The organism is Bradyrhizobium sp. DN3 (assembly GCF_041357655.1).
Taxonomy (GTDB): Bacteria; Pseudomonadota; Alphaproteobacteria; order Rhizobiales; family Xanthobacteraceae; genus Bradyrhizobium.
Genome location: NZ_JAULLN010000003.1, coordinates 99,539 through 125,445, shown reverse-complemented (window position 1 = coordinate 125,445; position 25,907 = coordinate 99,539). Strand labels below are relative to the sequence as shown.

At 65.4% G+C, this 25,907-nt stretch carries 21 protein-coding genes; 11 read left to right on the top strand and 10 right to left on the bottom strand.

Annotated features, from left to right (window positions below; translation table 11 throughout):
• Positions 1–9 precede the first annotated feature (9 nt).
• Entirely contained in the window at positions 10–1,194 is a 1,185-nt protein-coding gene (locus AAE027_RS05925; protein ID WP_370987273.1) for a UbiH/UbiF family hydroxylase, read from the top strand.
• Positions 1,195–1,443: 249 nt separating this feature from the next.
• Here AAE027_RS05925 and AAE027_RS05920 read toward each other — a convergent pair whose 3' ends face one another.
• Positions 1,444–2,397 (bottom strand): AEC family transporter, encoded by a 954-nt coding sequence (locus AAE027_RS05920; protein ID WP_370987272.1) that lies wholly within the window; start codon positions 2,395–2,397, stop codon positions 1,444–1,446.
• A 106-nt stretch (positions 2,398–2,503) separates the two neighbouring features.
• Here AAE027_RS05920 and hspQ point away from each other — a divergent pair, with 106 nt between their 5' ends.
• Positions 2,504–2,836 (top strand): heat shock protein HspQ, encoded by a 333-nt coding sequence (gene hspQ / locus AAE027_RS05915; RefSeq protein ID WP_091894475.1) that lies wholly within the window; start codon positions 2,504–2,506, stop codon positions 2,834–2,836.
• Between the two features lie 77 nt (positions 2,837–2,913).
• Here the strand turns inward: hspQ and AAE027_RS05910 are convergent, their stop codons facing one another.
• Positions 2,914–3,732: an invasion associated locus B family protein gene (locus tag AAE027_RS05910; protein ID WP_370987271.1), complete on the bottom strand. Its 819-nt coding sequence runs from the start codon at positions 3,730–3,732 to the stop codon at positions 2,914–2,916.
• A 260-nt stretch (positions 3,733–3,992) separates the two neighbouring features.
• Between AAE027_RS05910 and AAE027_RS05905 the strand changes: the two genes are divergently transcribed.
• The 3 genes from AAE027_RS05905 (at position 3,993) to AAE027_RS05895 (ending at position 8,664) form a co-directional block, all read left to right on the top strand.
• The gene (locus tag AAE027_RS05905) at positions 3,993–5,849 is read left to right on the top strand and encodes an extracellular solute-binding protein (RefSeq protein WP_370987474.1); all 1,857 of its coding nucleotides are present in this window, start codon (positions 3,993–3,995) and stop codon (positions 5,847–5,849) included.
• A 4-nt stretch (positions 5,850–5,853) separates the two neighbouring features.
• A complete protein-coding gene (locus tag AAE027_RS05900) occupies positions 5,854–7,356 on the top strand; it encodes an AMP-binding protein (protein ID WP_370987270.1) in 1,503 nt (500 codons plus the stop codon).
• A gap of 84 nt (positions 7,357–7,440) precedes the next feature.
• Positions 7,441–8,664 carry a GGDEF domain-containing protein gene (locus AAE027_RS05895; RefSeq protein ID WP_370987269.1) on the top strand — a complete coding sequence of 408 codons (1,224 nt, stop codon included), beginning with the start codon at positions 7,441–7,443 and terminating at the stop codon, positions 8,662–8,664.
• Positions 8,665–8,778: 114 nt separating this feature from the next.
• Here the strand turns inward: AAE027_RS05895 and mfd are convergent, their stop codons facing one another.
• Complete coding sequence (gene mfd, locus AAE027_RS05890; protein WP_370987268.1) at positions 8,779–12,297, bottom strand: transcription-repair coupling factor; 3,519 nt, start codon at positions 12,295–12,297, stop codon at positions 8,779–8,781.
• Complete coding sequence (locus AAE027_RS05885) at positions 12,294–12,584, bottom strand: FAD assembly factor SdhE (RefSeq protein WP_091894462.1); 291 nt, start codon at positions 12,582–12,584, stop codon at positions 12,294–12,296. Before AAE027_RS05885 ends, mfd begins: the two co-directional genes overlap by 4 nt.
• Before the next feature lie 198 nt (positions 12,585–12,782).
• Here AAE027_RS05885 and recG point away from each other — a divergent pair, with 198 nt between their 5' ends.
• Complete coding sequence (gene recG, locus AAE027_RS05880; RefSeq protein ID WP_370987267.1) at positions 12,783–14,891, top strand: ATP-dependent DNA helicase RecG; 2,109 nt, start codon at positions 12,783–12,785, stop codon at positions 14,889–14,891.
• Positions 14,892–15,480: 589 nt separating this feature from the next.
• A complete protein-coding gene (locus tag AAE027_RS05875; protein ID WP_370987266.1) occupies positions 15,481–15,903 on the top strand; it encodes a hypothetical protein in 423 nt (140 codons plus the stop codon).
• Positions 15,904–15,953: 50 nt separating this feature from the next.
• On the opposite strand, the gene AAE027_RS05870 is transcribed toward AAE027_RS05875, so the two are convergent.
• From AAE027_RS05870 to glmS, 3 genes are all read right to left on the bottom strand, one after another.
• Positions 15,954–16,808: an NAD(P)-dependent oxidoreductase gene (locus AAE027_RS05870; protein ID WP_370987472.1), complete on the bottom strand. Its 855-nt coding sequence runs from the start codon at positions 16,806–16,808 to the stop codon at positions 15,954–15,956.
• A 104-nt stretch (positions 16,809–16,912) separates the two neighbouring features.
• Positions 16,913–17,686, bottom strand: a complete 774-nt coding sequence (locus AAE027_RS05865) for a DUF502 domain-containing protein (RefSeq protein WP_091894454.1) — start codon at positions 17,684–17,686, stop codon at positions 16,913–16,915.
• Positions 17,687–17,770: 84 nt separating this feature from the next.
• Positions 17,771–19,597 carry a glutamine--fructose-6-phosphate transaminase (isomerizing) gene (gene glmS, locus AAE027_RS05860; protein ID WP_370987265.1) on the bottom strand — a complete coding sequence of 609 codons (1,827 nt, stop codon included), beginning with the start codon at positions 19,595–19,597 and terminating at the stop codon, positions 17,771–17,773.
• A 218-nt stretch (positions 19,598–19,815) separates the two neighbouring features.
• Between glmS and AAE027_RS05855 the strand changes: the two genes are divergently transcribed.
• The gene (locus AAE027_RS05855) at positions 19,816–20,034 is read left to right on the top strand and encodes a hypothetical protein (RefSeq protein WP_370987264.1); all 219 of its coding nucleotides are present in this window, start codon (positions 19,816–19,818) and stop codon (positions 20,032–20,034) included.
• A gap of 6 nt (positions 20,035–20,040) precedes the next feature.
• Here AAE027_RS05855 and glmU read toward each other — a convergent pair whose 3' ends face one another.
• Positions 20,041–21,408, bottom strand: a complete 1,368-nt coding sequence (gene glmU, locus AAE027_RS05850) for a bifunctional UDP-N-acetylglucosamine diphosphorylase/glucosamine-1-phosphate N-acetyltransferase GlmU (protein WP_370987263.1) — start codon at positions 21,406–21,408, stop codon at positions 20,041–20,043.
• A gap of 172 nt (positions 21,409–21,580) precedes the next feature.
• Between glmU and AAE027_RS05845 the strand changes: the two genes are divergently transcribed.
• Together AAE027_RS05845 and AAE027_RS05840 are read left to right on the top strand one after the other, a co-directional pair.
• A complete protein-coding gene (locus tag AAE027_RS05845) occupies positions 21,581–22,972 on the top strand; it encodes a hypothetical protein (protein WP_370987262.1) in 1,392 nt (463 codons plus the stop codon).
• Between the two features lie 184 nt (positions 22,973–23,156).
• Complete coding sequence (locus tag AAE027_RS05840; protein WP_091894444.1) at positions 23,157–23,414, top strand: hypothetical protein; 258 nt, start codon at positions 23,157–23,159, stop codon at positions 23,412–23,414.
• Between the two features lie 127 nt (positions 23,415–23,541).
• On the opposite strand, the gene AAE027_RS05835 is transcribed toward AAE027_RS05840, so the two are convergent.
• Entirely contained in the window at positions 23,542–23,688 is a 147-nt protein-coding gene (locus AAE027_RS05835) for a hypothetical protein (RefSeq protein ID WP_164934922.1), read from the bottom strand.
• A gap of 154 nt (positions 23,689–23,842) precedes the next feature.
• Between AAE027_RS05835 and AAE027_RS05830 the strand changes: the two genes are divergently transcribed.
• On the top strand, positions 23,843–24,223 hold the full coding sequence (locus AAE027_RS05830; RefSeq protein ID WP_370987261.1) for a hypothetical protein: 381 nt from the start codon (positions 23,843–23,845) through the stop codon (positions 24,221–24,223).
• Here AAE027_RS05830 and AAE027_RS05825 read toward each other — a convergent pair.
• Positions 24,183–25,742 carry a glycoside hydrolase family 17 protein gene (locus tag AAE027_RS05825; RefSeq protein WP_370987260.1) on the bottom strand — a complete coding sequence of 520 codons (1,560 nt, stop codon included), beginning with the start codon at positions 25,740–25,742 and terminating at the stop codon, positions 24,183–24,185. The two genes, AAE027_RS05830 and AAE027_RS05825, sit on opposite strands and share 41 nt — an antisense overlap.
• Between the last annotated feature and the right edge of the window lie 165 nt (positions 25,743–25,907).

The following is a 25,907-nucleotide window of genomic DNA, read 5'->3' as shown; positions in this document are numbered from 1 at the left end:
TGTCGTTCCATGACAGACGCATCGACACTCCATGACACCGCCGTGATCGGCGGCGGACCGGCGGGACTTGCAGCAGCGATCGCATTGGCGCAGGCGGGTGCGCGGACCGCGCTGGTGGCGCGGCGCGTGCCCTATGCCGACAACCGCACCACCGCGCTGCTCGGTGCCTCCGTCGATCTCCTGGAGCGCCTCGACGTCTGGTCGCGCTGCAAGGACAAGGCGGCCGCGCTCGAGGTCATGCGGCTCGTCGATGACACCGGCCGGCTGTTCCGTGCCCCGGAGGTCCGGTTCTCCTGTCACGAAATCGGTCTCGACACGTTCGGCTACAACATCGACAACCGTTCGCTGATGCTGGCGCTCGAAGAACGCGCGGCCGAACTCCCCCAGCTCGTCCGTTTCGACGACGAGGCGGAAAGCATCTTGATCGAAGCCGACGACGTCGCCATCCGCACAGCCTCGGCACAATTCCTCTCGGCGCGGCTCGTGGTCGGCGCCGACGGCCGGCACTCGCTGTGCCGCGAGGCTGCCGGCATCGCGGTAACGCGGCGCGAGCTGACGCAGACGGCGCTGACCTTCAACGTCGCCCATGCGCGGCCGCACCGCAATGTCTCGACCGAGTTCCACACGCCGCATGGTCCCTGCGTGTTCGTCCCCCTGCCCGGCGACCGCTCCAGCATCGTCTGGGTCGCCGCGCCCGCGGAGGCCGAACGGCTGCGCGGCCTGAGCGACGAGGAGCTGTCCGCCGCGATCGAGAAGCAGTCGCATTCGATTCTGGGACGCATGACGGTCGAGCCCGGGCGCAACCTGTTCCCGCTGGCGATCGAACGGCCAAAATCCTTCGGCCGCGACCGTATCGCGCTGGTCGGCGAGGCGGCACATGTGGTTCCCCCGATCGGCGCCCAGGGCCTCAATCTCGGCCTGCGCGATGCCGCCGACATCGCCCGGCTCGCGGGCGAAGCCGTCGCAGCGGGCCAGGATCCCGGCATGGACGAGGTGCTGAAGCGCTACGACCGGGCGCGGCGTCCGGACATTTTGAGCCGCACCTTTGCGATCGACATCGCCAATCGCTCGCTGCTCAACGATTTCCTGCCGCTCCAGCCGGTCCGCGCCGTCGGCATGCACCTGCTCGGCGCCATCGGCCCGCTCCGGCGCTTTGCGATGCGCGAGGGCCTGACGCCGACGTGGCGGCGATAGGGAGTCTACCAAGCCTGAATGGCGTGAGGATGGATTCGCGGCGGGCTCGGTGCACCTCTCCCGCTTGCGGGAGAGGTCGGCGCGTAGCGCCGGGTGAGGGCTTTCTCCGCGTCGGGATTTTCTCTGCACTATCTAGACAATCCCAACGCGGAGACACCCCCTCCCCAACCTCCCCCCGCAAGCGGGAGAGGGAGCGCACCTACCTTGCGGCAGGCGGCGAAGCTCTATTCTATTGCGCTCCAAACCCGCTCATGGAAACGTCAGCCGCCCGCTCTGGATCGCCCACATCACGCTGGTCAGCGTGATCACGGATGCGAAGGTGCCGAGCAGCACCGCGACGGAGGCGGATTCGATCCAGGCATCGTTCTGGCGGGCGATCACGAACACATTCAGCGCTGGCGGCAATGAGGCCATCAGCATCGCAGTCGCGGCCCAAGGCTGCGCGAACGGGCCGAACGCCAGCATCAGGCCGAACGCCGTGAGCGGATGGATCAGCAGCTTGACCGCGATCACGCCCGGCACCTCCCACGGCACCCGGTCGAACGGGCGCAGCGCCACGGTCACGCCGAGCACGAACAGCGCAGTCGGAGCAGCAGCGTTCTGGAGGAAGGTGATGGTGCGGTCGAGCGCGACCGGCAGCTCGATATGCAGTGCCGCCACCGCCGCCCCAAAACAGGCCGACATGATCAGCGGGTTGAGCACGATCTGCTTCAGCACCACGCCGAAGGCGTGCACGAGCGAGGGATGGTCGCGATCGGACAGCTCGATCAGCAGCGGCACGATCGTGAACAGGAAGATGCTGTCGCAGCAGAAGATCAGCGCGGTCGGCGCCGACGCCTTCGGCCCGAGCACCGCGAGCGCCAGGCCCGGCCCCATATAGCCGATATTGCCGTAGCCGCCGGAGAGGCCCGCGAGCGTCGCCTCGCGCAGCGACAGCCGGCCGAGCATCTTGCCGACCACCAGCGCCAGCGTGAACGCCGCAACCGTCGACAGCGTGGTCGCGACCAGGAACGGAGGATTGTTCAATTCCGCAAACGGCGTCTTCGACATGATCGCGAACAACAGCGCCGGGAGCGAGACGTAGAGCAGGAAGAAGTTCATCCAGGCGAGGCCCGATTCCGGCAGGGATTTGGTCTTTCCGCAGGCGAATCCGACGAAGATCAAGCCGAAATAGGGTAGAGCCAGATTGAGGATATCGACCATTATTGAAGTGTTTTCTGAAGACTTGGGGGCTATGCGCCCCTGACGCGAAGGTTAATTCCGGATAAGGCCACTAGCATCGGCCACAATCCTGGTCTATCGACGGGGGATGATTAAAGCGCGGACAGCCAAATTCCAGATCGGACAGGTCGTGCGCCACCGGATCTTCTCGTTCCGGGGCGTGATCTTCGACATCGATCCGGAATTCAACAACACCGAGGAGTGGTGGCTGTCGATTCCCGAGGAGGCGCGGCCCCACAAGGACCAGCCGTTCTACCATCTGCTCGCGGAGAACGCGGAGTCGGAATACGTCGCCTATGTCTCGGAGCAGAATCTGTTGCCCGACGATTCCGGCGAGCCGGTCCGGCATTCACAGGTCGCCGAGATCTTCATCAAGGACAAGGCCGGCGGCTATCGCCCGCGCAATCCGTCGCTGAACTGAAATTCGCCGTCAGCAAGCGGCCAGTAAAAAAGGCGCTCGAACCGAGCGCCTTTTTCATGTTTGGGATGTGGTCCCGATTACTTCTGACCGGCCGCAGCTGTGCCGGGAGGCGTGCCCTGCTGCTCGAGCTTCTTGCGCTGCTCCTCGGCCTTCTTCTGAAGCTCTTCCTGGAGCTTCTTCTGGGTTTCCTCGAACACCTTCGGATCGGTCGGCGGACCGTCATAGGCCTTCTGGAATTCGCCGGCGAGCGGCAGCGGCAGCGTCAGCGGCGCACCGTTGGCGTTGATCGCCTGGACAACGAGATTCTGGCCCTTCTTCATGCTGTTGATGAGCTCGGGCGTGGCCTCGTAGTCCGACATGCAGCCGTTCTGGAAGCAGATCACATACGGTTGCTGCAGCGGCGCGTTGCTGTCGACGATGATGCGGGTGCCGTGCACGAGTTGCATGCCGAGCGGCAGCGTCACGCGCAGGATCTTCTTGGGCTCGCCTTCCGGCTCGATGATCACGGCGGCGATGACCGGCTGACCCGACTCGATGCGACCGTCCTTGCCGGTGAAGCAGACCTGCTTGGCATTGGCGTCCTGGCCCTTCAGGCAGAACTTGGTCCAGGGGGCATAGATCAGCTGGATCTGCTGATCAGCCGGCTGGGCTGCGCCCTGCTGCGCCGGAGCACCCTGAGCGGGAGGCTGCTGGGCCTGCGGAGACGCTGCGGGCGCCGGAGCCTTGGGGGCAGCCTTCGGAGCGGCTTTTGGGGCCGGAGCCGCCTTGGGAGCACCTGGGGCCGGCGCCGGGGTCTGGGCCTCGGCGGCAACCGGAACGGCCAACGCCGTCGCCGTCAACAAGGCGAGAAGTCGCCCGCGCGGCCGGACGGACGCGGCCAAGTAACGAAAATTCATTGCGGAAAACCCTTTCTGAACGGGAAGTGCCCGAACCGCTCCGAAGCGCCGAACCTGGCCGCCTTGGGCGCGGCTCTCTCCCCGTCAATTGAGGCGGATAAGTGACGGGCTCGGCGCTCTTGCGCGATTGACCGCCTTCTTAACGTGGCCGACGAAAAGATCAATGCCGACAAGCGTCTTTGGCCACATCCACAGCCGCGCCCAGTGAAATTCCCTGTGATAGGATTCAGGCCCGCCGGTCCTCGAATCAACGTGTGCCGATGTTCATGTTCCAGCGCCTCTTCGAGGGCCCCGGACGCCGCCTTTGCCGTCTCGCCCCGGCCCTCGTTTTGGCTCTCTCCGTCGGGCTGTCGGCGGGCGGCGCGCGTGCCGAGGAAGCCCATGCCATCGCCATGCACGGCAAGCCGGCGATGCCTGCCGATTTCACTCACATGCCCTACGCCAATCCGGACGCCCCGAAAGGCGGACGCATGACGTGGGGCGTTCTCGGCACCTTCGACAGCCTCAATCCCTTCATCGTGAGAGGGTTGGCCGTGCAGCAGGTGCGGAGCTATGTGGTCGAGAGCCTGCTCGCGCGCGGCCAGGACGAGGCGTTCACACTTTATGGTCTGCTCGCCAGGACCGTCGAAACCAACGACGACCGGACCTTTGTCACGTTCCACCTCGATCCGCGCGCCCGCTTCTCCGACGGCAAACCCGTGCTCGCCGAAGACGTGCTGTTCTCCTGGCAGCTCTTGCGCGACCACGGCCGCCCCAATCACCGCCAGTATTACGCCAAGGTCACGAAGGCCGAGGCGCCCGATCCCCTCACCGTCCGCTTCGACCTCACCGACGCCAATGACCGCGAGCTGCCGCTGATCCTCGGCCTGATGCCGATCCTGCCGAAGCATGCAGTGGACGTCGCCAGTTTCGAGGAGACGACACTGACGGGCCCGGTCGGCTCCGGCCCCTATCGTGTCACGGCGGTGAAGCCCGGCGCCAGCGTGACGCTGACCCGCAATCCCGACTATTGGGGCCGTGATTTGCCGATCAATCGCGGGCTCTACAATTTCGACGAGATCAGGCTCGACTATTTTCGCGAGGCCAACGGCCAGTTCGAAGCCTTCAAGCGCGGCCTCTATGATTTTCGTGTCGAGCACGAGCCCCTGCGCTGGCACGACGGCTATGACTTTCCGGCCGCCAGAAGCGGCGAAGTGATCCGCGACACCATCAAGCCGGGGGTGCCGCAGCCTTCCGAATTCCTGGTGTTCAACACCCGCCGACCGATCTTCGCCGACATCCGCGTGCGCAAGGCGCTGACGCTGCTGTTCGATTTCGAGCTGGTCAACCGCAACTATTTCTTCGGGCTCTATTCGCGCGTCGCCGGCTATTTCGCCGGCTCGGAACTATCGGCCTACGGCCGCCCTGCGAATGCGCGCGAGCGTGAGCTGCTGCAACCCTTCGCCGCGCAGATCCCGCCCGACATCATGGACGGCAGCTACCGCTTGCCGGTCACCGACGGCTCGGGTCGCGACCGCACGACGCTCCGCGCCGCGCTGAAACTATTGTCAGAGGCCGGCTACGATCTCGACGGCGGCGTGATGCGCAACCGCGCGACCAAGGCGCCCTTCACCTTCGAGATCATGGTCACGACCCGCGACCAGGAGCGCGTCGCGCTCGCCTTCCAGCGCGACCTCAAGCGCGCCGGCATCGAGACGACCGTACGCTCGGTCGATCCCGTACAGTTCGATCAGCGCCGGCTCGCTTACGAGTTCGACATGATCCAGAACCGCTGGGACCAGTCGCTGTCGCCCGGCAATGAACAGTATTTCTATTGGGGCAGCGCAGCCGCCGACAATCCGGGGACCCGCAACTACATGGGCGCCAGGGATCCCGCCGTCGATGCCATGATCGCCGCCCTGCTGGAGGCCCGTGAACATACGGATTTCGTCTCGGCGGTGCGCGCGCTCGACCGCGCTTTGATCGCGGGCTTCTACACAATCCCCCTGTTTAACGTATCCGAGCAATGGATCGCCCGCTGGAATCGGATAGAACGGCCCAAGGCCACTTCGCTGTCCGGCTATTTGCCGGAGACCTGGTGGTCGAAGGGGCAGCCGCAAGCTCATCAAGCAAAGTGACGCCGTGAACCAGCCAACAACATCGCCGACGCTCGACACGCTGTTTCAGCGCACGCTGACCCGGCAGCCGCACGCGCCCGCTTTGCTCGATCCCCTCAACAAGGCGCGGGTGACCGGGCACCAGCCGCGGCGGATGACCTACGCCGAGGCCGATACGGCGATCGAGGCGCTGTCGGCGTATTTCGTCGAATCCGGCCTGCCGGCCAATTCCGTCATCGCGATCCAGCTGCCCAACACGGTCGAGTTCGTGCTGACGGTGCTCGCCGCCCATCGCGCCGGCCTCGTCGTCGCCGTGCTACCGCTGCTGTGGCGGCATGCGGAGCTGACCGCCGCGCTCAACCGCACCGCCGCGCGCGCCATCGTCACCATGAGCACGGTCGACGGCGTCAGCTATGCTGACCTGGCGATGCATGCGGCGGCCGAAGCCTTCTCGATCCGTCACGTCTGCGGCTTCGGCACCGATCTGCCCGAGGGCATGGCTTCGCTCGACGACGTGCTGGCTCGCCCGCCCGGCACCACGCGCACCGTGATCCAGGACGGCCGCAAGGCGGCGATGATCTCTTTCGACGTCACCGCGGAAGGTTTTCGCCCGGTGCCGCGGCCGCATTTCAGCCTGATCGCCGGTGGTCTCGCGATGTCGCTCGAAGCCGACGTCAAGCAGGGCGCGACCGTGATGGCGGCGTTCGCGCCGATGTCGTTCGCGGGGCTGGCCTCTTCGCTCGCAGTGTGGCTGCTCTCGGGCGGCACGCTGGCGCTGCATCATCCCTTCGAGAGCGAAGTGCTGGAGCAGCAGATCAACCAGCACGAATGCGAGGTGCTGATCGCGCCTGCCCAGCTCGCGCTGCGCCTCGGCGATTCCGATCTCGCGGCGCGGATGCCCACCTTACGCAACGTCATCGGCCTCTGGCGCGCGCCCGAGCAGGTCGCCGCAAGCGATGCCTGGATCGCGCCGCATGCCCCGCTCACGGATGTCTATCTGTTCGGCGAGGCCGGCCTGTTCGGCGCCCGCCGCGGCGAGGACGGCATGCCTGTCGCGGTGATGCCGGGGCCGCATGGCGCCCCGCGCGAGCAGTCCGGCTCCTCCATCGCCGGCGAGATCCTGCTGACCCCGAAAGGGACGCTCGGCCTGCGCGGGCCGATGGTGCCGATCGCGGCCTACGCGCCGCCGCAGCCGGTCGGCGAGACGTTGATCGCGCAGCCGCCGCGCGACTATGTCGATACCGGCTATGCCGCCCGGCTCGACCGTCCGAGCGGCGCGATCTGCATCACCGCGCCGCCCTCCGGCATCATGGCCGTCGGCGGCTACCGGTTCCTCTCCAACGACCTCCAGGAATGGGCCCGCCGGCTCGGCCAGGGTGCCCTGCTCACCGCGCTGCCCGACCGCCTCTCCGGCCACCGGCTGGCCGGCCGGGCCCAGGACAATGCCCGCGCCCGCGAGGCGCTCAGCGAGCTCGGGCTTAACCCCCTGATGGTCGAGGCCTTTCGCGACCGCTCGGGGCCGGTCTAGGCCCAGTTTCACCCGTTGCGTTGACGCTGCATTAAGGCGGTCAATCTAGATTGCGCGGCACCTGTTGCGTGATCAGAGTTTGCAATGTCCCAGGCGGGCCCGATCCTGTTTGTGTCGAATGTCGAACGGCCGCCCTTCATTGCGGCGCTGGACGAGGCCAGGCTCTTTCCCGTGGTCGACACCGACTGGGCCAGCGCCGCACGCGCGGTCGAGCAGGTGCAGCCGGCCGCGGTTCTCGCGGCGATGCATGCCGGACACGAGCCGCACATCGGTCCGCTCGCGAAGAAGATCGCCAGCCAATCGCCCTACCTTCCCTTCGTGGCCATGGACGCCGCGGGCACGCTGCCTCCCAACGCCCTGCCCTTCGCCTCACGCAGCGGCAATCCCGACCGCCTGATCGCGCGGCTCCGCGCCGCGCTGCGAGTGCGCACCCTTCATGCCACCGTGCTGCGCCGGCTGCCGGAGGCGACGGTCTCGCTACCTGAGGCCGATCCCGCACGCGATGCCACCGTGCTCCTGATCGGCCGTGGCGCGGCCTATCCTGCGCTCTCGGTCGCGCTCGGCGAACGCGTCGGCGTCATCGGCGCGCTCTCGATCGAAGCCGCTGCCAAGCATCTCAACACCCGGGACCTCGACGGCGTCGTGCTCGCCGAAGGCTTTACGGCGCGCGTCGCCGATGCCTTCCTGACGGTGCTCGCCGAGGACACCCGCTTCCGCAACCTGCCCGTCGTCGTCACCGCACACCAGCTCGCGCAGAGCTACGATCTGCCCAATCTCGAGCTGATCTCCGGCGAGCCGGTGAAGGTCGCCGCCAATGCACTGCCGCTGATCCGCCAGCATGCGATGGAAGCGCAGCTGAGCCGCACGCTGCGCTCGATCGACGCCGGCGGTTGGCTCGATCCGCGCAGCGGCCTGCTCACGGTGGAAGCCTTCGCCCGCGATTTCGCCAAGGCGGTCGAGCAGACGCTGGCCCGCGGCGGCGGCCTCTCAGTCGCCCGCTTCGCCTTCGATCCCAATAATCCCCGCGCCCAGTTAGATGCCGCGCGCATCCTGAGCCGCCTGATGCGGCAGATGGATTTTGGCGTGGCGCAAAAGGACGGCTCGGTGATCGTGATGTTCGCGGAGACCGACTTCCGCACCGCCCACATGATCGCCCGCCGGCTGTCCGCGGTGATGCGGCACACCTCCAACGGCAAGCACGAGATGCGCAGCGATCCCGTGGTCAGCGTGGACTCGCTGTCGCCGTCGGATACGGCACGATCGCTGCTGGCGCGGCTGTCGGCCGATGCGTCGCGCGCGGCGTCGTAGTTACAACCTCAATGCCGTAGGGTGGGCAAAGGCGCAAAGCGCCGTGCCCACCATCTTTCCGTGACGTTGACAATTGGTGGGCACGCTTCGCTTTGCCCACCCTACGGCACCTCGCTACGCCGCCTTCTTGCTCTCGGCGAGATGCGCCAGTTGCCGCATGATCTCCGTGGTGCCGGCGAGACGCTCTTCCGGGGTCTCCCAGTCCTGCAGGAACACCACCTTCATGTCGGGGCGCACCTTGGCGGCCTGGCCGTGGCTGCGGATGAAGGTCACCAGGCGCTCGGGATAAGCGAAGGAATTGTCGCGGAAGACGATGACGGCGCCCTTCGGGCCCGCGTCGATCTTCTCGACATTGGCCCTGCGACAGAACGCCTTGATCGCGGCGACCTTGAACAAATAGCGGACCTCGTCCGGCAGCACGCCGAAGCGGTCGCGCATCTCGGCGCCAAAGTTCTCGATCTCCTCCTCGGTGTCGAGATCGGCGAGACGCCGGTACAGCGACAGCCGCACCGAGAGATCGCCGACATAGTCCTCGGGAATGAGCACGGGCATGCCGATCGTGATCGACGGCGACCAGCGGTCGGCGGCAGGCTCGGAGACGCCGGCCTTGAGATTGACGATCGCCTCCTCCAGCATCGATTGATAAAGCTCGAAGCCGACCTCCTTGATGTGACCGGACTGCTCCTCGCCGAGCAGATTGCCGGCGCCGCGGATGTCGAGGTCGTGCGAGGCGAGCTGGAAGCCCGCGCCGAGCGTCTCCAGCGATTGCAGCACGGTGAGCCGGCGCTCGGCCTGCGCGGTGATCTTCTGCTGCGCCGGCAGCGTGAACAGCGCGTACGCCCGCAGCTTGGAGCGGCCGACGCGGCCGCGGAGCTGATAGAGCTGGGCGAGGCCGAACATGTCGGCGCGGTGCACGATCAGGGTGTTGGCGTTGGGGATGTCGAGGCCGGATTCCACGATCGTGGTCGACAGCAGGATGTCGAACTTGCCGTCGTAGAAGGCCGTCATGATGTCCTCGATCACGGCGGGCGGCATCTGACCGTGCGCAACCGCGACCTTCATCTCCGGCACGTTCTTGTCGAGGAAATCCTTGACCTCGGCGAGGTCGTCGATGCGCGGCACCACGTAGAATGCCTGGCCACCGCGATAGCGCTCGCGCAACAGCGCCTCGCGGATCATCAGCGGATCGTGCGGGGCAACGAAGGTGCGAACCGCGAGGCGGTCGACCGGGGGCGAGGCAATGATCGAGAGTTCGCGCACGCCGGTGAGCGCAAGCTGGAGCGTGCGCGGGATCGGGGTTGCCGATAGCGTCAGCACGTGCACCTCGGAGCGCAACGCCTTCAGCCGCTCCTTGTGCGTGACACCAAAATGTTGCTCCTCATCGACGATGACGAGGCCGAGCTCGCGGAACTTGATCGCCTTGCCGAGCAGCGCGTGGGTGCCGACGACGATGTCGACCGAACCGTCGGCGATGCCCTTCTTGACCAGGTTGAGCTCCTTGGTCGCGACCAGGCGCGAGGCCTGCGCCACGTTGACCGGAAAGCCCTTGAAACGCTCGGTGAAGGTCCTTGCGTGCTGGCGCGCGAGCAGCGTGGTCGGCACCACGACAGCGACCTGCTTGCCTTCGAGCGCAACGGCAAAGGCCGCGCGCAACGCCACCTCGGTCTTGCCGAAGCCGACGTCGCCGCAGATCAACCGGTCCATCGGACGGCCGAGTTCGAGGTCCTTCAGGGTGGACTCGATCGCGCCCAGCTGGTCCTCCGTCTCGTCATAGGGGAAACGCGCACAGAACTCGTCGTAGAGGCCCGGTTGCACCGGCAGCTTGGGCGCCTCGTGCAGATGGCGCGCGGCGGCGATCTTGATCAATTCGCCCGCGATCTCGCGAATGCGGTTCTTGAGTTTTGCCTTCCGGGTCTGCCAGCCGCCTCCACCGAGGCGGTCGAGTTCGACCGTGGTCTGGTCGGAGCCGTAGCGGGATAACAGCTCGATGTTTTCGACGGGAAGGAACAGCTTGGTTTCGGCGGCATAATGCAGTTCGAGGCAGTCGTGCGGCGCGCCGGCGACATCGAGGGTCTGCAGGCCGATGAAGCGGCCGATGCCGTGGTCGACGTGAACAACGATGTCGCCGGCAGTGAGGCTCGTCACCTCCGAGATGAAATTGTCGAGCTTGCGGCTCGCCTTGCGCGGCCGCACCAGGCGGTCGCCGAGGATGTCCTGCTCGCTGATCAGTGCGATCTCGTCGGTCTCGAAGCCGCTTTCGAGGCCGAGCACGGCGAGCATGGTCTCGTTGCGCGGGGTCGCCTGCACCGTCCGCCAGCTGTTGACGCTGGTGGTGTGGGCCAGCTTGTGGTCGCGCAGCATCGAAGTCATGCGGTCGCGCGAGCCTTCGGTCCAGAGCGCGATCACGACCTTCTTGCGCTGCGCCTGCAAGGCCATCACATGCGCGACGACGGATTCGAACACGTTGACGGTGGTGTCGTTGCGCTCCGGCGCGAAGTCGCGGCCCTTGCGCGCACCGGCATCGATGACACTCGTGCCATCGGCCGGCACCGAGAACTGCGTCAACCGCGCCAGCGGGATATCACCGAGGCGCCTGCCCCACTCCTCCTCGGTCAAATAAAGCCTGTCAGGCGGCAACGGCTTGTAGATGGCACCGCCGCCGGGATGCTCCATCGCCTCGCGCCGGGCCTCGTAATAGTCGAGGATCTGCTTGAAGCGCTCGCGCACGGCGTCCTCGGCCTGCGGCTCGATCGCGACTGCTGCCCCTTGCAGATAGTCGAACAGCGTGTCCATCCGGTCCTGGAACAGCGGCAGCCAGTGCTCCATGCCGGGATGGCGGCGCCCTTCGCTGACGACCTCGTACAGCGCATCGTCGCGCTCGGGCGCGCCGAATTCGGCGACATAGCCCATGCGGAAACGGCGGATGGTGTCGGTGACGAGCTGAAATTCCGAGATCGGAACGAGGTCGAGCGCACGCATGTCGAGCAGCGTGCGCTGGGTCTCGGCGTCGAAGGAGCGGATCGACTCCAGGCTGTCGCCGAAGAAGTCGAAGCGCACGGGCTGGTCGAGACCGGCCGGAAACAGGTCCAGGATGCCGCCGCGCACGGCGTATTCGCCGGGCTCGCGCACAGTCGAGGAGCGGTTGTAGCCGTTATGCTCCAGCCAGGCGACGATGGTGTCCATCGGCACCACGTTGCCCGGTGCAACCGACAGCGCCTGCGCCGCGACGAGCTCGCGCGCAGGCACGCGCTGAACCACGGCATTCACCGTGGTCAGCACGATCAGCGGCTTGTCGCTGCCAGTCAGGGACGCAAGCCGCGCCAACGTCGTCAGGCGTTGCGCCAAAATGCCGCCATGCGGCGAGACGCGGTCATAGGGCTGGCAGTCCCAGGCCGGGAAGATCAACACCGGCAGATCGGGCGCGAAGAATTGCAGCGCCCGTTCGAGCTGCTGCATCCGCGGACCGTCGCGGCAGACCACCGCAAGACTGACCGCCGGCTTCTTCGGCCGCGCCGCGATGGCCCGGGCGAGATCGGAGACGACGAGGCCTTCGGCGCCCTCGGCGACATTGGCGAGCGTCAAGGCGCGGCCGGGCGTCAGCAGCTCGGCCGGTGATTTCATACCCTGCTTCATGCGTCGCGGTCCGCGATGGGATACGCCTTGATGCGGGCTAACAGCGCGCCGGTGACGTCGGCCGGAAGCACCTTGTCGCCGGTGATGGCGGCATAGAGATCGGGATCGTTGACCTCGAGCAGGCGCTCGAGCTCGATCAATTCAGGCTCGGACAAATTGCCGATCTCGGCATCCGCAAAGCGGCCGAGGATCAGGTCCATCTCGCGCGTGCCGCGGTGCCAGCAGCGGAACAGAAGCCGCTTGCGGCGGTCGTCCAGCCCGCTGCTCGATCGTGTCGTTCCCGTCATGTCTCAAATCCAGTCAAACGCAGAAAGCCCGGACGTGCCGGGCGGGGTGGATATAGCCACTCGGACCGGCCGTGTCAGCCCTTTGTTGTGACAGTTCGCCCATCCGGTGCGTCATGGTCAGCCGGGCTTCGAAAAAAAGACGTGGATGCCCGGTATAAAGCCGGGCATGACGGCGAGGAACGATCTTAGATTCCACGAATGCGCCCCAGCCTGCTCAACCCGCTGTTTGCTCCCGTGACCAGCCTGTCCGGCGTCGGTCCGAAGCAGGACAAGCTGTTGCAATACCTGCTCAGCCGCAGCGAGACGCCGCGGCTGGTCGATCTGCTGCTGCATCTGCCGAGTCAGGTCATCGACCGCCGGGCCCGGCCAAAAATCCGCGACGCCGTCCAGGGAACCATGGTGACACTGGAGGTCACCGTCGATCGCCACCGTCCGCCCCCGCCGCGCAACGCGCGCGCGCCATACCTCGTCTACGCCAGCGACGACACCGGGGACGTCGTGCTGACGTTCTTCCGCGCCAAGCCCGGCTATGTCGAGAAGCTGCTGCCGATGGGCGCGAAGCGTTACGTCTCCGGCACGCTGCAGATGTATGACGGCATCCCGCAGATCGTGCATCCCGATCGCGTGCTCGACGAGGAGACGATTGCAAAGCTCTCCGGCATCGATCCGGTCTATCCCTTGACCGAGGGCCTCGCGCTCGGCTCACTTCGCCGCGCGATCGCGCAGGCACTTCAGAAGCTGCCAGCCCTGCCGGAATGGATCAGCCCGGAGGTGATGCGCCGCTGCCACTTCCCGCCAATTGCCGAAGCGCTCAATCGCGTGCACCAGCCGGTCGAGCTCACGGACATTCTGCCGGACCAACCGTTCTGGTCGCGCCTCGCTTTCGATGAACTCTTGGCCGGCCAGCTCGCGCTCGCCCTGATCCGTGCGCAATTGCGCCGCCCCGCCGGCGTGCGCAACGCCGGCGACGGACACCTGCGCAACAAGATCATCGATGCCCTGCCCTACGCGCTCACGCCCTCGCAACGCAGCGCTGCCTCGGCCATCGCCGAGGACCTGAAACAGCCCGTGCGCATGCTGCGCCTGCTCCAGGGCGACGTCGGCTCCGGCAAGACCGTGGTGGCGCTGCTCGCGGCCGCGGCGGTTGCCGAGGTCGGCAAGCAGGCCGCGCTGATGGCGCCGACCGAAATCCTGGCGCGCCAGCACATCAAGACCATCGCCCCACTCGCCGAGCGCGCTGGCATGCGCGTCGCGATCCTCACCGGCCGCGAAAAGGGCAAAGAGCGGCGCGAGCTGTTGGCGCAGCTTGAAGCCGGCGAGATCGACCTGCTCGTCGGCACCCATGCGCTGATCCAGGATGACGTGATCTTCCATGATCTCGCGCTTGCCATCGTCGACGAGCAGCACCGTTTTGGCGTGCGCGAGCGCCTGGCACTGACGTCCAAGGGCGAGGCTGTCGACGTGCTGGTGCTGAGCGCGACCCCGATCCCGCGCACGCTGGTGCTGACCTATTTCGGCGACATGGACATCTCCGAGCTGCGCGAAAAGCCCGCCGGCCGCCAGCCGATCGACACCCGCGCGGTGCCGATGAGCCGCATCAGCGAGGTCATAGAGGGCGTCGGCCGCGCGCTGCAATCGGGTAAGCTGGTGTACTGGATCTGCCCGCTGGTCGAGGAATCCGAGGCCGAAGGCACCGAGCATCTGACCAATGCGACCAAACGTTTCGAGAGCCTGCAAAAGCGCTTCGGCGAGCGCGTCGGCCTCGTCCACGGCCAGATGAAAGGCGCCGAGAAAGACCATGTGATGGGCCAGTTCGCCGCCCACGAGATCGGGCTTCTGGTCGCAACCACCGTGGTCGAGGTCGGCGTCGACGTGCCCGCCGCAACCATCATGGTGATCGAGAATGCCGAGCGTTTTGGTCTTGCCCAGCTGCACCAGCTGCGCGGCCGCATCGGACGTGGCTCGGAAGCCTCGACCTGCCTGCTGCTGTATTCGGAACCGCTCGGCGAGATGTCGAAGGCGCGGCTGAAGGTGATCCGCGAAACCACTGACGGTTTTCGTATCGCCGAGGAAGACCTGAAGCTGCGCGGCGAAGGCGACGTGCTCGGTGTGCGCCAGAGCGGCCTGCCCGGCTACCGCATCGCGCGCCCGGAGGTGCACAGCCAGCTCATCGCCCAGGCCCGCGACGAGGCGCTGCGCATCCTGAAGGACGATCCGAAGCTGAAGGGCGAGCGCGGCGAAGCGCTGCGGTGCCTCTTGTATCTCTACGAGCGGGACGAGGCGATCCCGTTGATCGGTGCGGGCTGATGCGTTCTCGTGCGCCCGAGGCAAGGACAATGCAATTGCCCCAATGAAGGGTAAGGTTTTCCTTGTTTCATTGCGAACTTGCTCACATTCAGGGACGGATCACTCGTGCTAAAGGTATATTGGAACTGTCCCCACATCCCTGCTGGAGGTAGATCATGCAGTTCATCTCGACCGAATGGCAGTCCACTTCGACGGCTCCCTTAGACGGGGATCTCGAAATCTGCGCGCTGGACTTTGATGGTATCGTCCACTCGCTTCCCTTTCCCTGTCACAAGGATGGATCCAATTGGGTCGATCGATCGGGCAAAACGCACGCCGATATTCAGCCTACCCATTGGCGCATATGGGGTCATCCACGCTGATCCGTCGCCGGCGCAATGCCTCCGGGAAAGCGATGCTCGGGCAAGACGGTACATTCCCGTCATTGCCTGCCTTGAGCGCACGCACGGAACTCTTGCCGTAGCCTGATCCCGGGGCATGATTTCCCGTAGGACAGGCAAAGGCGCGCTTGTCGGGCCCCGCCGCGGAACGGAACGCACGATCGGCCCGTTAATTGCTCAAGGGCGGCGCAGACAGGAAGGAGCAGACCATGAGGGCTCCCACCACCATCGCCGCGCTCGCGATCTTACTCGGCGCGCCCGCAGTATCGCTCGCGGGTGGGCAAGGTGCGGTTGAATTGAGCGACGGCACAACGATATCGCAACATCCATCCCTGCCGAAACTCAGCCTCACCAACGCGCAGCGCGAGCAGATCCGCAAGACCGTGCTGACCGAGCATAACGAGATCCAATTCCGGCTGAAGACCACCCAGCCAGCCAAGGACTTTACCCCTGCCGTTGGCGCAACACTTCCAAAAGGCGTAAAGGCTCAAGGACTGCCAACGCAGGTGCTCGCGCAATTGCCAGAGCTGCGCGATTATATGTACTTCAAGATGAAGGATCAGGTGCTGATCGTGGACGGCATGACCAACAAGATTGTCGATATGTTCTCGGAGACGCAACCACTGTCTTAGCCCAAGGTCTTGGCGCAAGACATTCGACAGATCGGGCATGCAGGTAGATTCTAGTCCTTCTTCGGGACCTTCGCCGCGAACGCCTTCATCAGCGCGGCATCCATCGCCTTCCCCTTGGCATCCTCGGCGAGATGCTCGAACCACTTCGCAAAGCCTTCATAGATCTGGCTGGCTGGATGATCCGGACCCAAGAATCCCGAAATCTCCCGCATCTCGGCGACCCAGCGATACGCCTTCGGGACCATGTCCGGCAGCGCCACTTCGAGGCGCGCCAGAATTGCAGGCTGGCTGAGCGCGAGCTCGTCGCGCAGCGCGTCGGCCGCGCCCGCTTTCGTTGCGGCGATGACCATGGCCGAGCCGATGCCGGCGAGGCCCTTGACGATGCCGGCGTAGGACATCTTGAGCGCAGAGGCTGCGCCGACCGGGCCTTCGACGATCCGCACGTCGAGGCCGAGGTCCTTTAGCACGGCGACATCCTTGGCGTGCTCGCCGGACATGTAGAAGGCCGGGCTCTTGCCACCACGCTGCGGCGGAAAGCCGATGATGCCGGCATCGACGAACGGCGCCTGCGCCGAGCCGATGATCTCCTCGATCCTTTGCACGGTGTCGACATTGACGGCGTTGCAGTCGACCACGACCGGCTTCTTCTCGCGCCGGACGATCAGCGCGGCCAGCCGTTCAGCCAGCGCCACGGCTTCGCCCGGCGGCACGATCGAGAGGATGATGTCGGCTTCGGCGAGCGCGTCGTCCTCGGCGCCGATCATGCCGGCGTCCGCCGCCCGTTTCAGCGTCGCCTCGCTCCGCCCCTTCAGTGACGTCAGCACCCGTGCGCCATTCTCGCTGAGGCGGCGAGCCACGGCGCTGCCCATGGCACCGGGCGCGAGGATCGCAATGGTTTTGGACATCATGCACTCCAGGTCGAATTCCGAACGATACGATCAGTTCAACCGGAGACTAGCAGAGGACGCGAACGCCTGCGTGAACGCGGCCATCCCGCGCGGGAATGGCCCTACTCCACTTTCGCAGGCTGCTGGGGTTGGAGCGCAGACGCGTTGGCGATGCGTGCGGCGTTCGCCACGCCCGCGAGCGCAGCGGCCTTCTTCGGATCTGGTGCCGAGCCAGGCTGCACCACGCCGGCCGACATGATCAACGTCGCTGCATCCTCGGCACTGAGGTCGACCTCGATGATCTTGCTCTTCGGGACGTAGAAGAAGAATCCGGTGGTCGGGTTCGGCGAGCACGGCAGGAACACCGAGACGTGCTCCTCCTGTCCCGGCAGGTTGCGCGCGATGTCCTCGTTCGGCGATTGCGAGATCAGCACGATCGACCACATGCCGGGCGAGGGAAACTCGACCAGGCCCACTTTCCGGAAGCTCGAGCCCTTGCCCGAGAACAGCGTCTCGAACACCTGTTTGAGGCCGCGGTAGATGGCGCGTACCGCGGGAATCCGGCCGAGAAAGGTCTCGCCGACGTCGACCAGCGTCCGGCCGATCAGGTTGGCCGCGAGGAAGCCGACCAGCGTCAGCGTGAAGAATGCGACAATCAGTCCCCAGCCGGGAACACCATAGGGCAGATAGGTTTCGGGCCGATAGGCCAGCGGCACGAACGGTCGCACCACGCCGTCGACCCAGGTGACGAACCACCAGACCAGATAAAGCGTGATCGCGATCGGCCCCGTCACGACGAGGCCAGTCAGGAAATAATTGCGAAAACGGCCCATTAGGCCGGTATGCGGTTCCGGGACGGGATCAAGAGGCGCAGGCGCGTCGTCGCGGGGGGTCATTCGGGTTCCAGATCGGTCGCAGCACACAAGCTAGGGTCTTCTAGCAGGTTTTGGAAGACTGCGACCAACCGATATCCCTTGTGCCTATTCCACGGTCACCGATTTCGCGAGGTTGCGCGGCTGGTCCACGTCGGTGCCCATCACCACGGCCGTGTGATAGGCGAGCAGCTGCACGGGAACGGCATAGACCATCGGCGTGAACGCCCCCGCCATGTCGGGCATCACGATGGTGACGAGAGAATCGACGGTCGCCTCCTCCGCGCCCTTGGCATCGGTCATCAGAATGATTTTGCCGCCGCGGGCGGCGACCTCCTGCATGTTCGAGACGGTCTTTTCGAACACCCGGTCATAGGGCGCGATGACGACGACTGGCATGGTCTCGTCGATCAGCGCGATGGGTCCGTGCTTCAGCTCGCCAGCAGCGTAGCCTTCGGCGTGGATGTAGGATATCTCCTTCAGCTTCAGCGCGCCTTCGAGCGCCAGCGGAAAACTGGTGCCGCGGCCGAGATAGAGCACGTCGCGCGATTTCGCGATCTCGCGTGCCAGACGCTCGATCTCAACCTCGGTGGTGAGCGCATCCGACATCAAGCGCGGGATCTCGACGAGGCCATGGACGAGCCTGGTCTCATCCTCGTCTGACAATTCGCCGCGGGCCTTGCCGGCCGCAATTGCAAGATTTGCGAGCACCATCAGCTGGCAGGTGAAGGCCTTGGTCGAGGCGACACCGATCTCGGGTCCCGCCAGCGTTTGCAGCACGGTCTCGCTTTCGCGCGCGATCGTCGAGGTCGCCACGTTGACGACGGCGACCGTGTGCACGCCCCCGGCTTTGGCATAGCGCAGCGCCGCCAGCGTGTCGGCGGTCTCGCCGGACTGCGAGATGAAGATGGCGAGATCACCCTTGCGCAGGGGCGCTTCGCGGTAGCGGAATTCGGAGGCGACGTCGACCTCGACCGGCACACGCGCAAAACGCTCGAACCAGTACTTTGCAACGAAGCCGGCATAGCTCGCCGTGCCGCAGGCCGTGATGTTGATGCGCTGGATGGTCTTGAAATCGAATGGCAGCTTGACCGGCAGCGAGACGCGCTCGGTCGCCATGTCGACATAGCGCGCGAGCGTGTGACCGACCACTTCCGGCTGCTCGTGGATCTCCTTCGCCATGAAGTGGCGGTAGTTGGCCTTGTCGACCAGCGAGGTCGAGGCCGCATGCCTGATCTTGTCGCGGTGGACGGCGTGGCCGTCCTTGTCGAAGATCGTTGCGCTGTTGCGGGTGAGCACGACCCAGTCGCCGTCCTCGAGATAGCTGATCGTCTCAGTGAAGGGGCCGAGCGCGATGGCGTCGGAGCCGAGATACATCTCGCCGTCGCCATAGCCGATCGCGAGCGGCGGGCCGTTGCGGGCACCGATCATGAGGTCGTCGTCGCCGGCGAAGATGAAGCCGAGGGCGAAGGCGCCGCGTAAGCGCGCCAGCGTCAGCTTGACCGCCTCGACCGGCTTGTTGCCGCGCGCGAGCAGATCGTCGACGAGGTGCACCACGATCTCGGTGTCGGTCTCGGTGTGGAACACCGTGCCGTTCGTCTCGAGTTCCTCGCGCAGCTCGCGGAAATTCTCGATGATGCCGTTGTGGACCACGGCGACGCGCTCGGTCGCATGCGGATGGGCGTTGTTGACGGTCGGCTTGCCGTGGGTGGCCCAGCGGGTGTGCCCGATGCCGGTGGTGCCCTTCAACGGCTCCGCCTCGAGCCGCTTCTCCAGGTTCTTCAGCTTGCCCTCGGCGCGGCGGCGCTCCAGGTGCTTGCCTTCGAGTGTGGCGACGCCCGCGGAATCATAGCCGCGATATTCGAGACGTTTGAGCGAATCCACCAATTGCTCTGCAACCGGTTCGCGCCCGAGAATGCCAACAATCCCGCACATGCGGATCACTATCCCCCAAATCGCCGAAAAATCGCCTAAACGACGCGGTCGGTTTTAGCGAAACTCCTACGGAACCAGATACTCAATAATTATTGCTGATTGAGACAGCGCCAAATCACACCGAGCCTCGCCTGCGTCGATTGGGCCGGCCTTTAATCTCGCACATTAACTCACTGTCAACATGTTTGGCCAACGATTCTCGCCCAGGAGAGACGGCCATGAGAAGCTCATCCGACCGCAAAGGCCTGTCGTCGAGGTATCTGCGCGCCAGCGAGACCTCGGGCACGCACCTTGCGCATTGGCCGCCGCCCATGCGCGGCAAGGAAAACAAGCCCGTCTTCATCAAGCATCCCGAAGGCGAGCCGGCCAAGCGCGCCAAGCCGCGCGGCTGGCGCCTGACCCGCGCGATCTTCTCCGAGTTCGCGGACGACGAATAGCCTCGCTCACTTCTCCGGCTTCTTTTCGAGAGCCTTGCCGCCCGTCTTCATCTCGCGATAGCGCGCAGCACCACCTTCCCGGATGGTCTGCTGGTTGCGCTCCAGCGCCATCGCATCGTCGGGCACATCGCGGGTGATCACCGAGCCGGAGCCGATATAAGCGCCGTTGCCGATTTTGACGGGGGCGACCAGCGAGGAGTTGGTGCCGACGAACGCACCCTGCCCGATCACCGTCTTGTGCTTCCCGAAGCCGTCGTAATTGCAGGTGATGGTGCCTGCACCGATGTTGGATTTGGCGCCGACGATCGCATCACCAATGTAGGCGAGATGATTGGCTTTGGCTCCCGCCTCGAGTGTCGCGGCCTTGGTCTCCACGAAGTTGCCGATCTTGGCACCTTCGCCGAGCGAGCTGCCCGGCCTCATGCGCGCGAACGGACCGACAGAGGCGTTCTTCCCGATCGAACTCTGCACCATGTGCGAGAAGGAATGGATCACCGCGCCGTCGGCGATCGAGACGCCCGGGCCGATCACCACGAACGGCTCGATGATCACGTCGTTGCCGAACACGGTGTCGGCGGATAGATACACCGTTTCCGGCGCGACCAGCGTGACGCCGGCCTCCATCGCCGCTTTGCGTAAGCGCGCCTGCATCACGCTTTCCGCTTCGGCGAGCTGCGCCTTGGTGTTGATGCCACGCACTTCATCTTCACTGGTCTCGATCACGACCGACTCCCATCCTTTTTCGCGGACGATGCCGACTGCGTCCGTCAGATAATATTCGCCCTTGGAATTGGCATTGCCGATCTGCCCGAGAATTTCGAGCGCGCGGCGACCGTCGATCGCCATCAGGCCGGCGTTGCACAGATCGATCTTGCGCTCCTCTTCACTTGCATCGGCCTCTTCGCGGATCGCGACCAGGCGGTCGCCCTCGACGATGAAGCGGCCATAGCCGGAAGGATAGGCGGCGCGAAAACCGAGCGCGGCGATCGCGGCGCCCCTGGCGAGCGGCTCGCGCAGCCGCGCGAAGGTTTCGGCCGAGATCAGCGGCGTGTCGCCGAACGCGATCAAGAGATCATCGACGCCCCGCGCGATCGCCTCGCGCGCCGCCAGCACCGCATGCGCGGTGCCGAGCCGCTCGGCTTGCACGAAGGTGAGCGCATCGGAGCGGCTGCGCCTCGCCTCCTGCGCAACTGCCTGATGATGGGGACCGATCACGACTGCGAGCGACGTGCCGGTTCCCTTGGGTGCGGCTGCGAGCACATGGGCGAGCAGCGTCTGATGTGCGACGGGATGCAGCACTTTCGGCAGGCTCGATCGCATGCGCGTGCCTTCGCCGGCGGCGAGCACGATCGTGAGGCTGGAACGGGCGGTCATCGAAATCCTGTCAGATACGGCCGAATCAATTGGTGCGGCGGACGGCAGGCCGCCCTGATGCCATCGCCTTGCTACCCCCGCAAACGCCCGGAATTCAAGTGCGGGGCGTATTTCCTGTTAATGTTCCCTGATTGATTCGGGGAAGCCGGACAGGGCTGGGCACTTAACGTTCATGGCAAAGGATTCCGACCCACTGGCGGACGCCTTCGGCACCAAGGAGACCGGCGGGCTGTTCTCCGGACTTTTGGCCGAGGAAAGCGCATTCGACCGGCGCATGATGTGGCGGCTGGGCTCGTGGGGCGTCGCAGCCGTGGGGGCCGTCGTCATCGCCGTGATGGCCAATCAGGCCCAGCTCAACTGGCGGCGCGACCAGGTCGCCTCCGCCGATCTCGCGCGCCAGGCCGACCGGCTCCAGATGCTGACCAAGGAGAGCCAGAACGAGGCCCGCCGGCTCGCCGCCGCCATCGAGACGCTGAACAGCGATCGCGATCGGCTCTATTCACGCGTCACGATGCTGGAGCAGGGTCTCGATTCCGTCACCGGTGCCATCGCCAAGCAGAGCGCCGCGCCGCCGCAAGGCGCCAAGCCGCAGGATGTCGCGCCAGCGACCGCAGCTCCCAGCGTGGCGCCGGTCGCCTCGACGCCAGCTCCGGCGAGCGAGAAGCCGCGCACTGAAGCCCCGAAGGATAATCAGAAGGATACTCACAAGGAGCCTGTGAAGGAGCCCTCGAACCCGCCGCCGCAGACCGCGGCTGCCGCCTCGCTCGTGCAGCAGTCGCCGGCCACGACATCGGCGCTGCCGACCCTTCCGCTGGTGCCGTCCAAGTCGATCACGGCGCCGCCGGATCCGGCCGCTTCCAAACTGATTCAGCCCGAGGCAGCTGAGAAGGCCGCCGAGAAGAAGGCCGAGCCGGCTCCTGCTCCAACCGAGGTCGTCGCGGCAGCAACGAAGCCGCCGGAAGCCGCCGAGACCGAAGCCCCCGCGATCGCAGTCCAGCAGACGCGCTTTGCTATCGACCTCGGCGGCGCCAACTCGATCGACGGCCTGCGCGCGCTCTGGCGCGGCGTGACCAAATCCAATCCGGAAGTCGGCGCACTGCGGCCGATCATCATGATCAAGGAGGGCGCCACCGGCCTCGGCATGCAGCTTCGCTTGGGTGCCGGTCCTCTGATCAACGCCGCCGCCGCCGCAAAACTCTGCGCCGGCCTTACCGAGAACGACCGCCATTGCGAGACCACCGTATTCGACGGTCAGCGCCTGTCGATGCGCGGCGGCCAAGAAAAGGCGCAAGAGAAGGCGCAAGACAAGAGACAAGAAAAGACTCAGGACAGGGTTCAGGAGAAGAGCTCCGAGAAGAACCAGGACGCGGCACCGCAAGCCGAAACCGCGCCCGCGCCCAGCGCAAAGCCCGAGAAGCCGCAGCGCCGCCACAACTACTCCTCGAAGCGCTCGTCAAAGCGTGAGGAGCCCGCGCCTGCACCCGCGGCCCAGCCGGCGCCGGCGAAGCCGGAGACGGCATCAGCGTCTGCGGGATCGACGCTGTCGTCGTTCTTCCGGCGGTAGGTCAGAATCTGCTTCCACCTGAACGCGCGGTGAATGCCGCCATGTTCCTGCGCGCGGAGATGGACTTAAATTTCGGTCCACCACCGAAACCAGCCACCGGCTGCCAAGTTATCCCGGTCCTGAACCGGAGCGGCCGACGCGCGACATCGCTCGTGCCCGCGTCCATGACCAAGGAGAAGTACACGTGAAGAAATTGATCATCGCGACGGCCGTCGTTCTGGCGGCATCCTCGGCGCTCGCGCAAACGACGAAATCGCCGGGCGCTTCGAGCAACGCGCCCGGTCAGCAGATGCAGAACACGACGAAGCCTTCGACAGCTCCCGGCGCTTCCGAATACGCGCCTGGCCACCAGACCAATACCACCGCGGGACCGGGTCACTCGGAAAGCGCGCCCGGACAGAAGATGCAGAACACGACGGGCTCGAGCACCAAGAAGAAGTGAGGCTGCGCCTCGCCTTTGTAATTTCGATAACCGGCGCCTGATCAAAGGATCAGGCGCCGGTCTGCATTTGGAAACAGAGCCGGAAGACGCAAGGTCGAATTTGATGGCTCTTTGCGCACGCGATGATTTACTCGATGCGCGCCTTTTCCTTCAGATCCCGGATGCGCATCTCCGCTTCATCCCTGGACTGGACGATTTCCGACCAATCCTCCACCCGCGCCTCCTTGCTCAACCTCTTGAGCTCGTTCAGCTGCTCCTGAGTTGGCTTGTCCATGCTCACTCCTTCAAGGCAACATGCGTTCGACGTCATAACATTCAGAACTCAGCCCGCCCCTCGCGTGTTCCCAAAGGCTGCCCGGGCGAGCCAAACCAACAGAAACATGGCCTGGCCTGTTGCCTGCCCGCGCCATCCCGACCATATTGCCCCCATGAGAAAAAAGCCCTTCCGCCTCACGCCCTACCAGGTGCAGTTCCTGATCGTCGTCGGCTTCGTTTCCGTCGGCTATGCGCTCTATCTGCGCTACCTCGCGATCGAGCTGTCGCCAGTCGCGCTCGCCTGCGATGCCGGCCTGCAGACGCTGATCTGCAAGGCGCGCTCGGTCTCGACCGTGCTGTTCAAGAATTCGGTGTTCGGCATCGTCGCGCTGGTGGTTGCGACGCTGAACCTGATGCGGCCGTCGATCGTGCTGCTTACCGTCGGCGTCATCGCCGCCGGCCTCGGCATCGTGCTCTACAATGTCGTGCTGTCGGGCCTTGCGATCGGCCTGTTCATTCTTGGATTTGCTCGGCCCGCGCCCGCCACAGCGTGAGCGCAAACAAAAGGTAGATCGCGCAGGTCCACAGCGACTGCCAATTCTCGCGGCCCTCGTTGAAGAGCACAAAGACGGCCGACAGCGCCAGCACGCCTGCGAACACCGCCTCCGCGATCGGACGCTGGCCGATCTGCGGCCGGTTCAACATCAAGAGCGCGAACGGCACCACCGCCATCGTCAGCGCGGCGTAGGGAAAATCCTTGTAGCGCGGGTCGAACACGAAACCGAGCGCGGTCTGCGCCGCGATCACCGCGGTCACGGCCAGCGTCAGGCCGAGCACGGCGGTGAGCTTCGACCATTTCCGGCCCTCGCGCGGGCCGAGCAGATCGAGGAAGGTCGGGAGGCTGCGGCCGATCACCATCGCCTGCGCGCAGAAGATCGGCGACAGGATGCCGGCGAGTAGCAGCGCGCCCCAGAGCAGCCAGCCGCCGATGCCGTAGCTCTCGTAATACATCTTGTCGGCGCCGATCCCGAGCAGGATGCCCGCCGTCGTCGCCGAGATGCCGACGCCGAGCCAGGCCGAGAAGCGCGGCGTCCAGGGCCGCCGGCGCAGCGTGAGGCCGGCAACCGCGAACACCAGCACGCTGAGGCCCATGCCGGCGCCCATGTACCATTTCCAATACGGGAAATTGCTGATCGGCTCGCCCGGCGGATATTTCAGGCTCCGGCGCACCGAGTCATACAGGCCCCAATAGCCGCCGACGGTGCCTTCCAGCTTGCGCTTCCACGGCTGGTCGTAGGACTCGATCAGGTTGACCCGGAACTTCTGTGCCTTCGCAAGGCTCAGGATTTCCGAGACGACGCGCGCCTGGTTGGTGCGCGACGGCAGCGCGCCGTCGCGCATGCGCCCCTCGCTCGGCCAGCCAGTTTCGCCGATCAGGATCTCCTTGCCCGGAAACGCCACCGCCATGCGCTCGCGGATCGCCTCGACATGGCTTGCTGCGAATTTCGCGCGCACCGGGAAATCCTCCCAATAGGGCAGGATATGGATCGTGACGAAGTCGATGGCGTCATAGACCTCGCGGTTCTTCAGCCAGTACTCCCAGACGTCGGCATAGGTGACGGGCACACTGACCTGCGCCTTGACCGAGCGGATGATGGAGACGAGGTCGGCCGTGGTCATCTCGCCGCGGAGCAGCACCTCGTTGCCGACGATCAACGCGGTGATGATGGACGGGAATTCCTTGGTGAGGCGAACCGCGAGCGCGGCCTGCTCGAAATTCTTGCTGCGGTTGCTGGAGAGCCAGATGCCCTGGAGCACTTTCAGCCCGCCGACCTTGGCGGCGATCGCCGGCACCTGGTCGAGCCCGTTCTCCATCGAATAGGTGCGGACGCAGTCGGTGATCTGCTTGAGCTGGCGCAGGTCCTGCTCGATCTGGTCGGCGTCGATATGCGTCCACGCATCCAGCGGCGACTGCTCGCCGCGGAACGGTGCGTAGGAGACGCATTGGACCTTCTCGGCGGGATCGATCGGGGCACGTGCGAGCGTGATCGGCGTCGCCAACCACCACCACACGGCAGCAATCGCACCCAGTGAAACGAGCAGAAGCGCCAGTGGCGTACGAAGAGAAATCGGTTCCGTCCTCCGCGAAGGGCCCGTCGATTACCTGCTTGCACGCCGTCTGCCAAGGGGGTGTCCAGGTGCGGATCAGTTCCTCCCCCCAACGGATTTTTTGCTGCG

Excerpts from the sequence above, each read along its gene's own strand:
- AAE027_RS05925 (WP_370987273.1), top strand. The coding sequence starts at position 10 with ATGACAGACGCATCGACACTCCATGACACCGCCGTGATCGGCGGCGGA.
- AAE027_RS05920 (WP_370987272.1), bottom strand. The coding sequence starts at position 2,397 with ATGGTCGATATCCTCAATCTGGCTCTACCCTATTTCGGCTTGATCTTC.
- hspQ (WP_091894475.1), top strand. The coding sequence starts at position 2,504 with ATGATTAAAGCGCGGACAGCCAAATTCCAGATCGGACAGGTCGTGCGC.
- AAE027_RS05910 (WP_370987271.1), bottom strand. The coding sequence starts at position 3,732 with ATGAATTTTCGTTACTTGGCCGCGTCCGTCCGGCCGCGCGGGCGACTT.
- AAE027_RS05905 (WP_370987474.1), top strand. The coding sequence starts at position 3,993 with ATGTTCATGTTCCAGCGCCTCTTCGAGGGCCCCGGACGCCGCCTTTGC.
- AAE027_RS05895 (WP_370987269.1), top strand. The coding sequence starts at position 7,441 with ATGTCCCAGGCGGGCCCGATCCTGTTTGTGTCGAATGTCGAACGGCCG.
- mfd (WP_370987268.1), bottom strand. The coding sequence starts at position 12,297 with ATGAAGCAGGGTATGAAATCACCGGCCGAGCTGCTGACGCCCGGCCGC.
- AAE027_RS05885 (WP_091894462.1), bottom strand. The coding sequence starts at position 12,584 with ATGACGGGAACGACACGATCGAGCAGCGGGCTGGACGACCGCCGCAAG.
- recG (WP_370987267.1), top strand. The coding sequence starts at position 12,783 with ATGCGCCCCAGCCTGCTCAACCCGCTGTTTGCTCCCGTGACCAGCCTG.
- AAE027_RS05875 (WP_370987266.1), top strand. The coding sequence starts at position 15,481 with ATGAGGGCTCCCACCACCATCGCCGCGCTCGCGATCTTACTCGGCGCG.
- AAE027_RS05870 (WP_370987472.1), bottom strand. The coding sequence starts at position 16,808 with ATGTCCAAAACCATTGCGATCCTCGCGCCCGGTGCCATGGGCAGCGCC.
- AAE027_RS05865 (WP_091894454.1), bottom strand. The coding sequence starts at position 17,686 with ATGACCCCCCGCGACGACGCGCCTGCGCCTCTTGATCCCGTCCCGGAA.
- glmS (WP_370987265.1), bottom strand. The coding sequence starts at position 19,597 with ATGTGCGGGATTGTTGGCATTCTCGGGCGCGAACCGGTTGCAGAGCAA.
- AAE027_RS05855 (WP_370987264.1), top strand. The coding sequence starts at position 19,816 with ATGAGAAGCTCATCCGACCGCAAAGGCCTGTCGTCGAGGTATCTGCGC.
- glmU (WP_370987263.1), bottom strand. The coding sequence starts at position 21,408 with ATGACCGCCCGTTCCAGCCTCACGATCGTGCTCGCCGCCGGCGAAGGC.
- AAE027_RS05845 (WP_370987262.1), top strand. The coding sequence starts at position 21,581 with ATGGCAAAGGATTCCGACCCACTGGCGGACGCCTTCGGCACCAAGGAG.
- AAE027_RS05835 (WP_164934922.1), bottom strand. The coding sequence starts at position 23,688 with ATGGACAAGCCAACTCAGGAGCAGCTGAACGAGCTCAAGAGGTTGAGC.
- AAE027_RS05830 (WP_370987261.1), top strand. The coding sequence starts at position 23,843 with ATGAGAAAAAAGCCCTTCCGCCTCACGCCCTACCAGGTGCAGTTCCTG.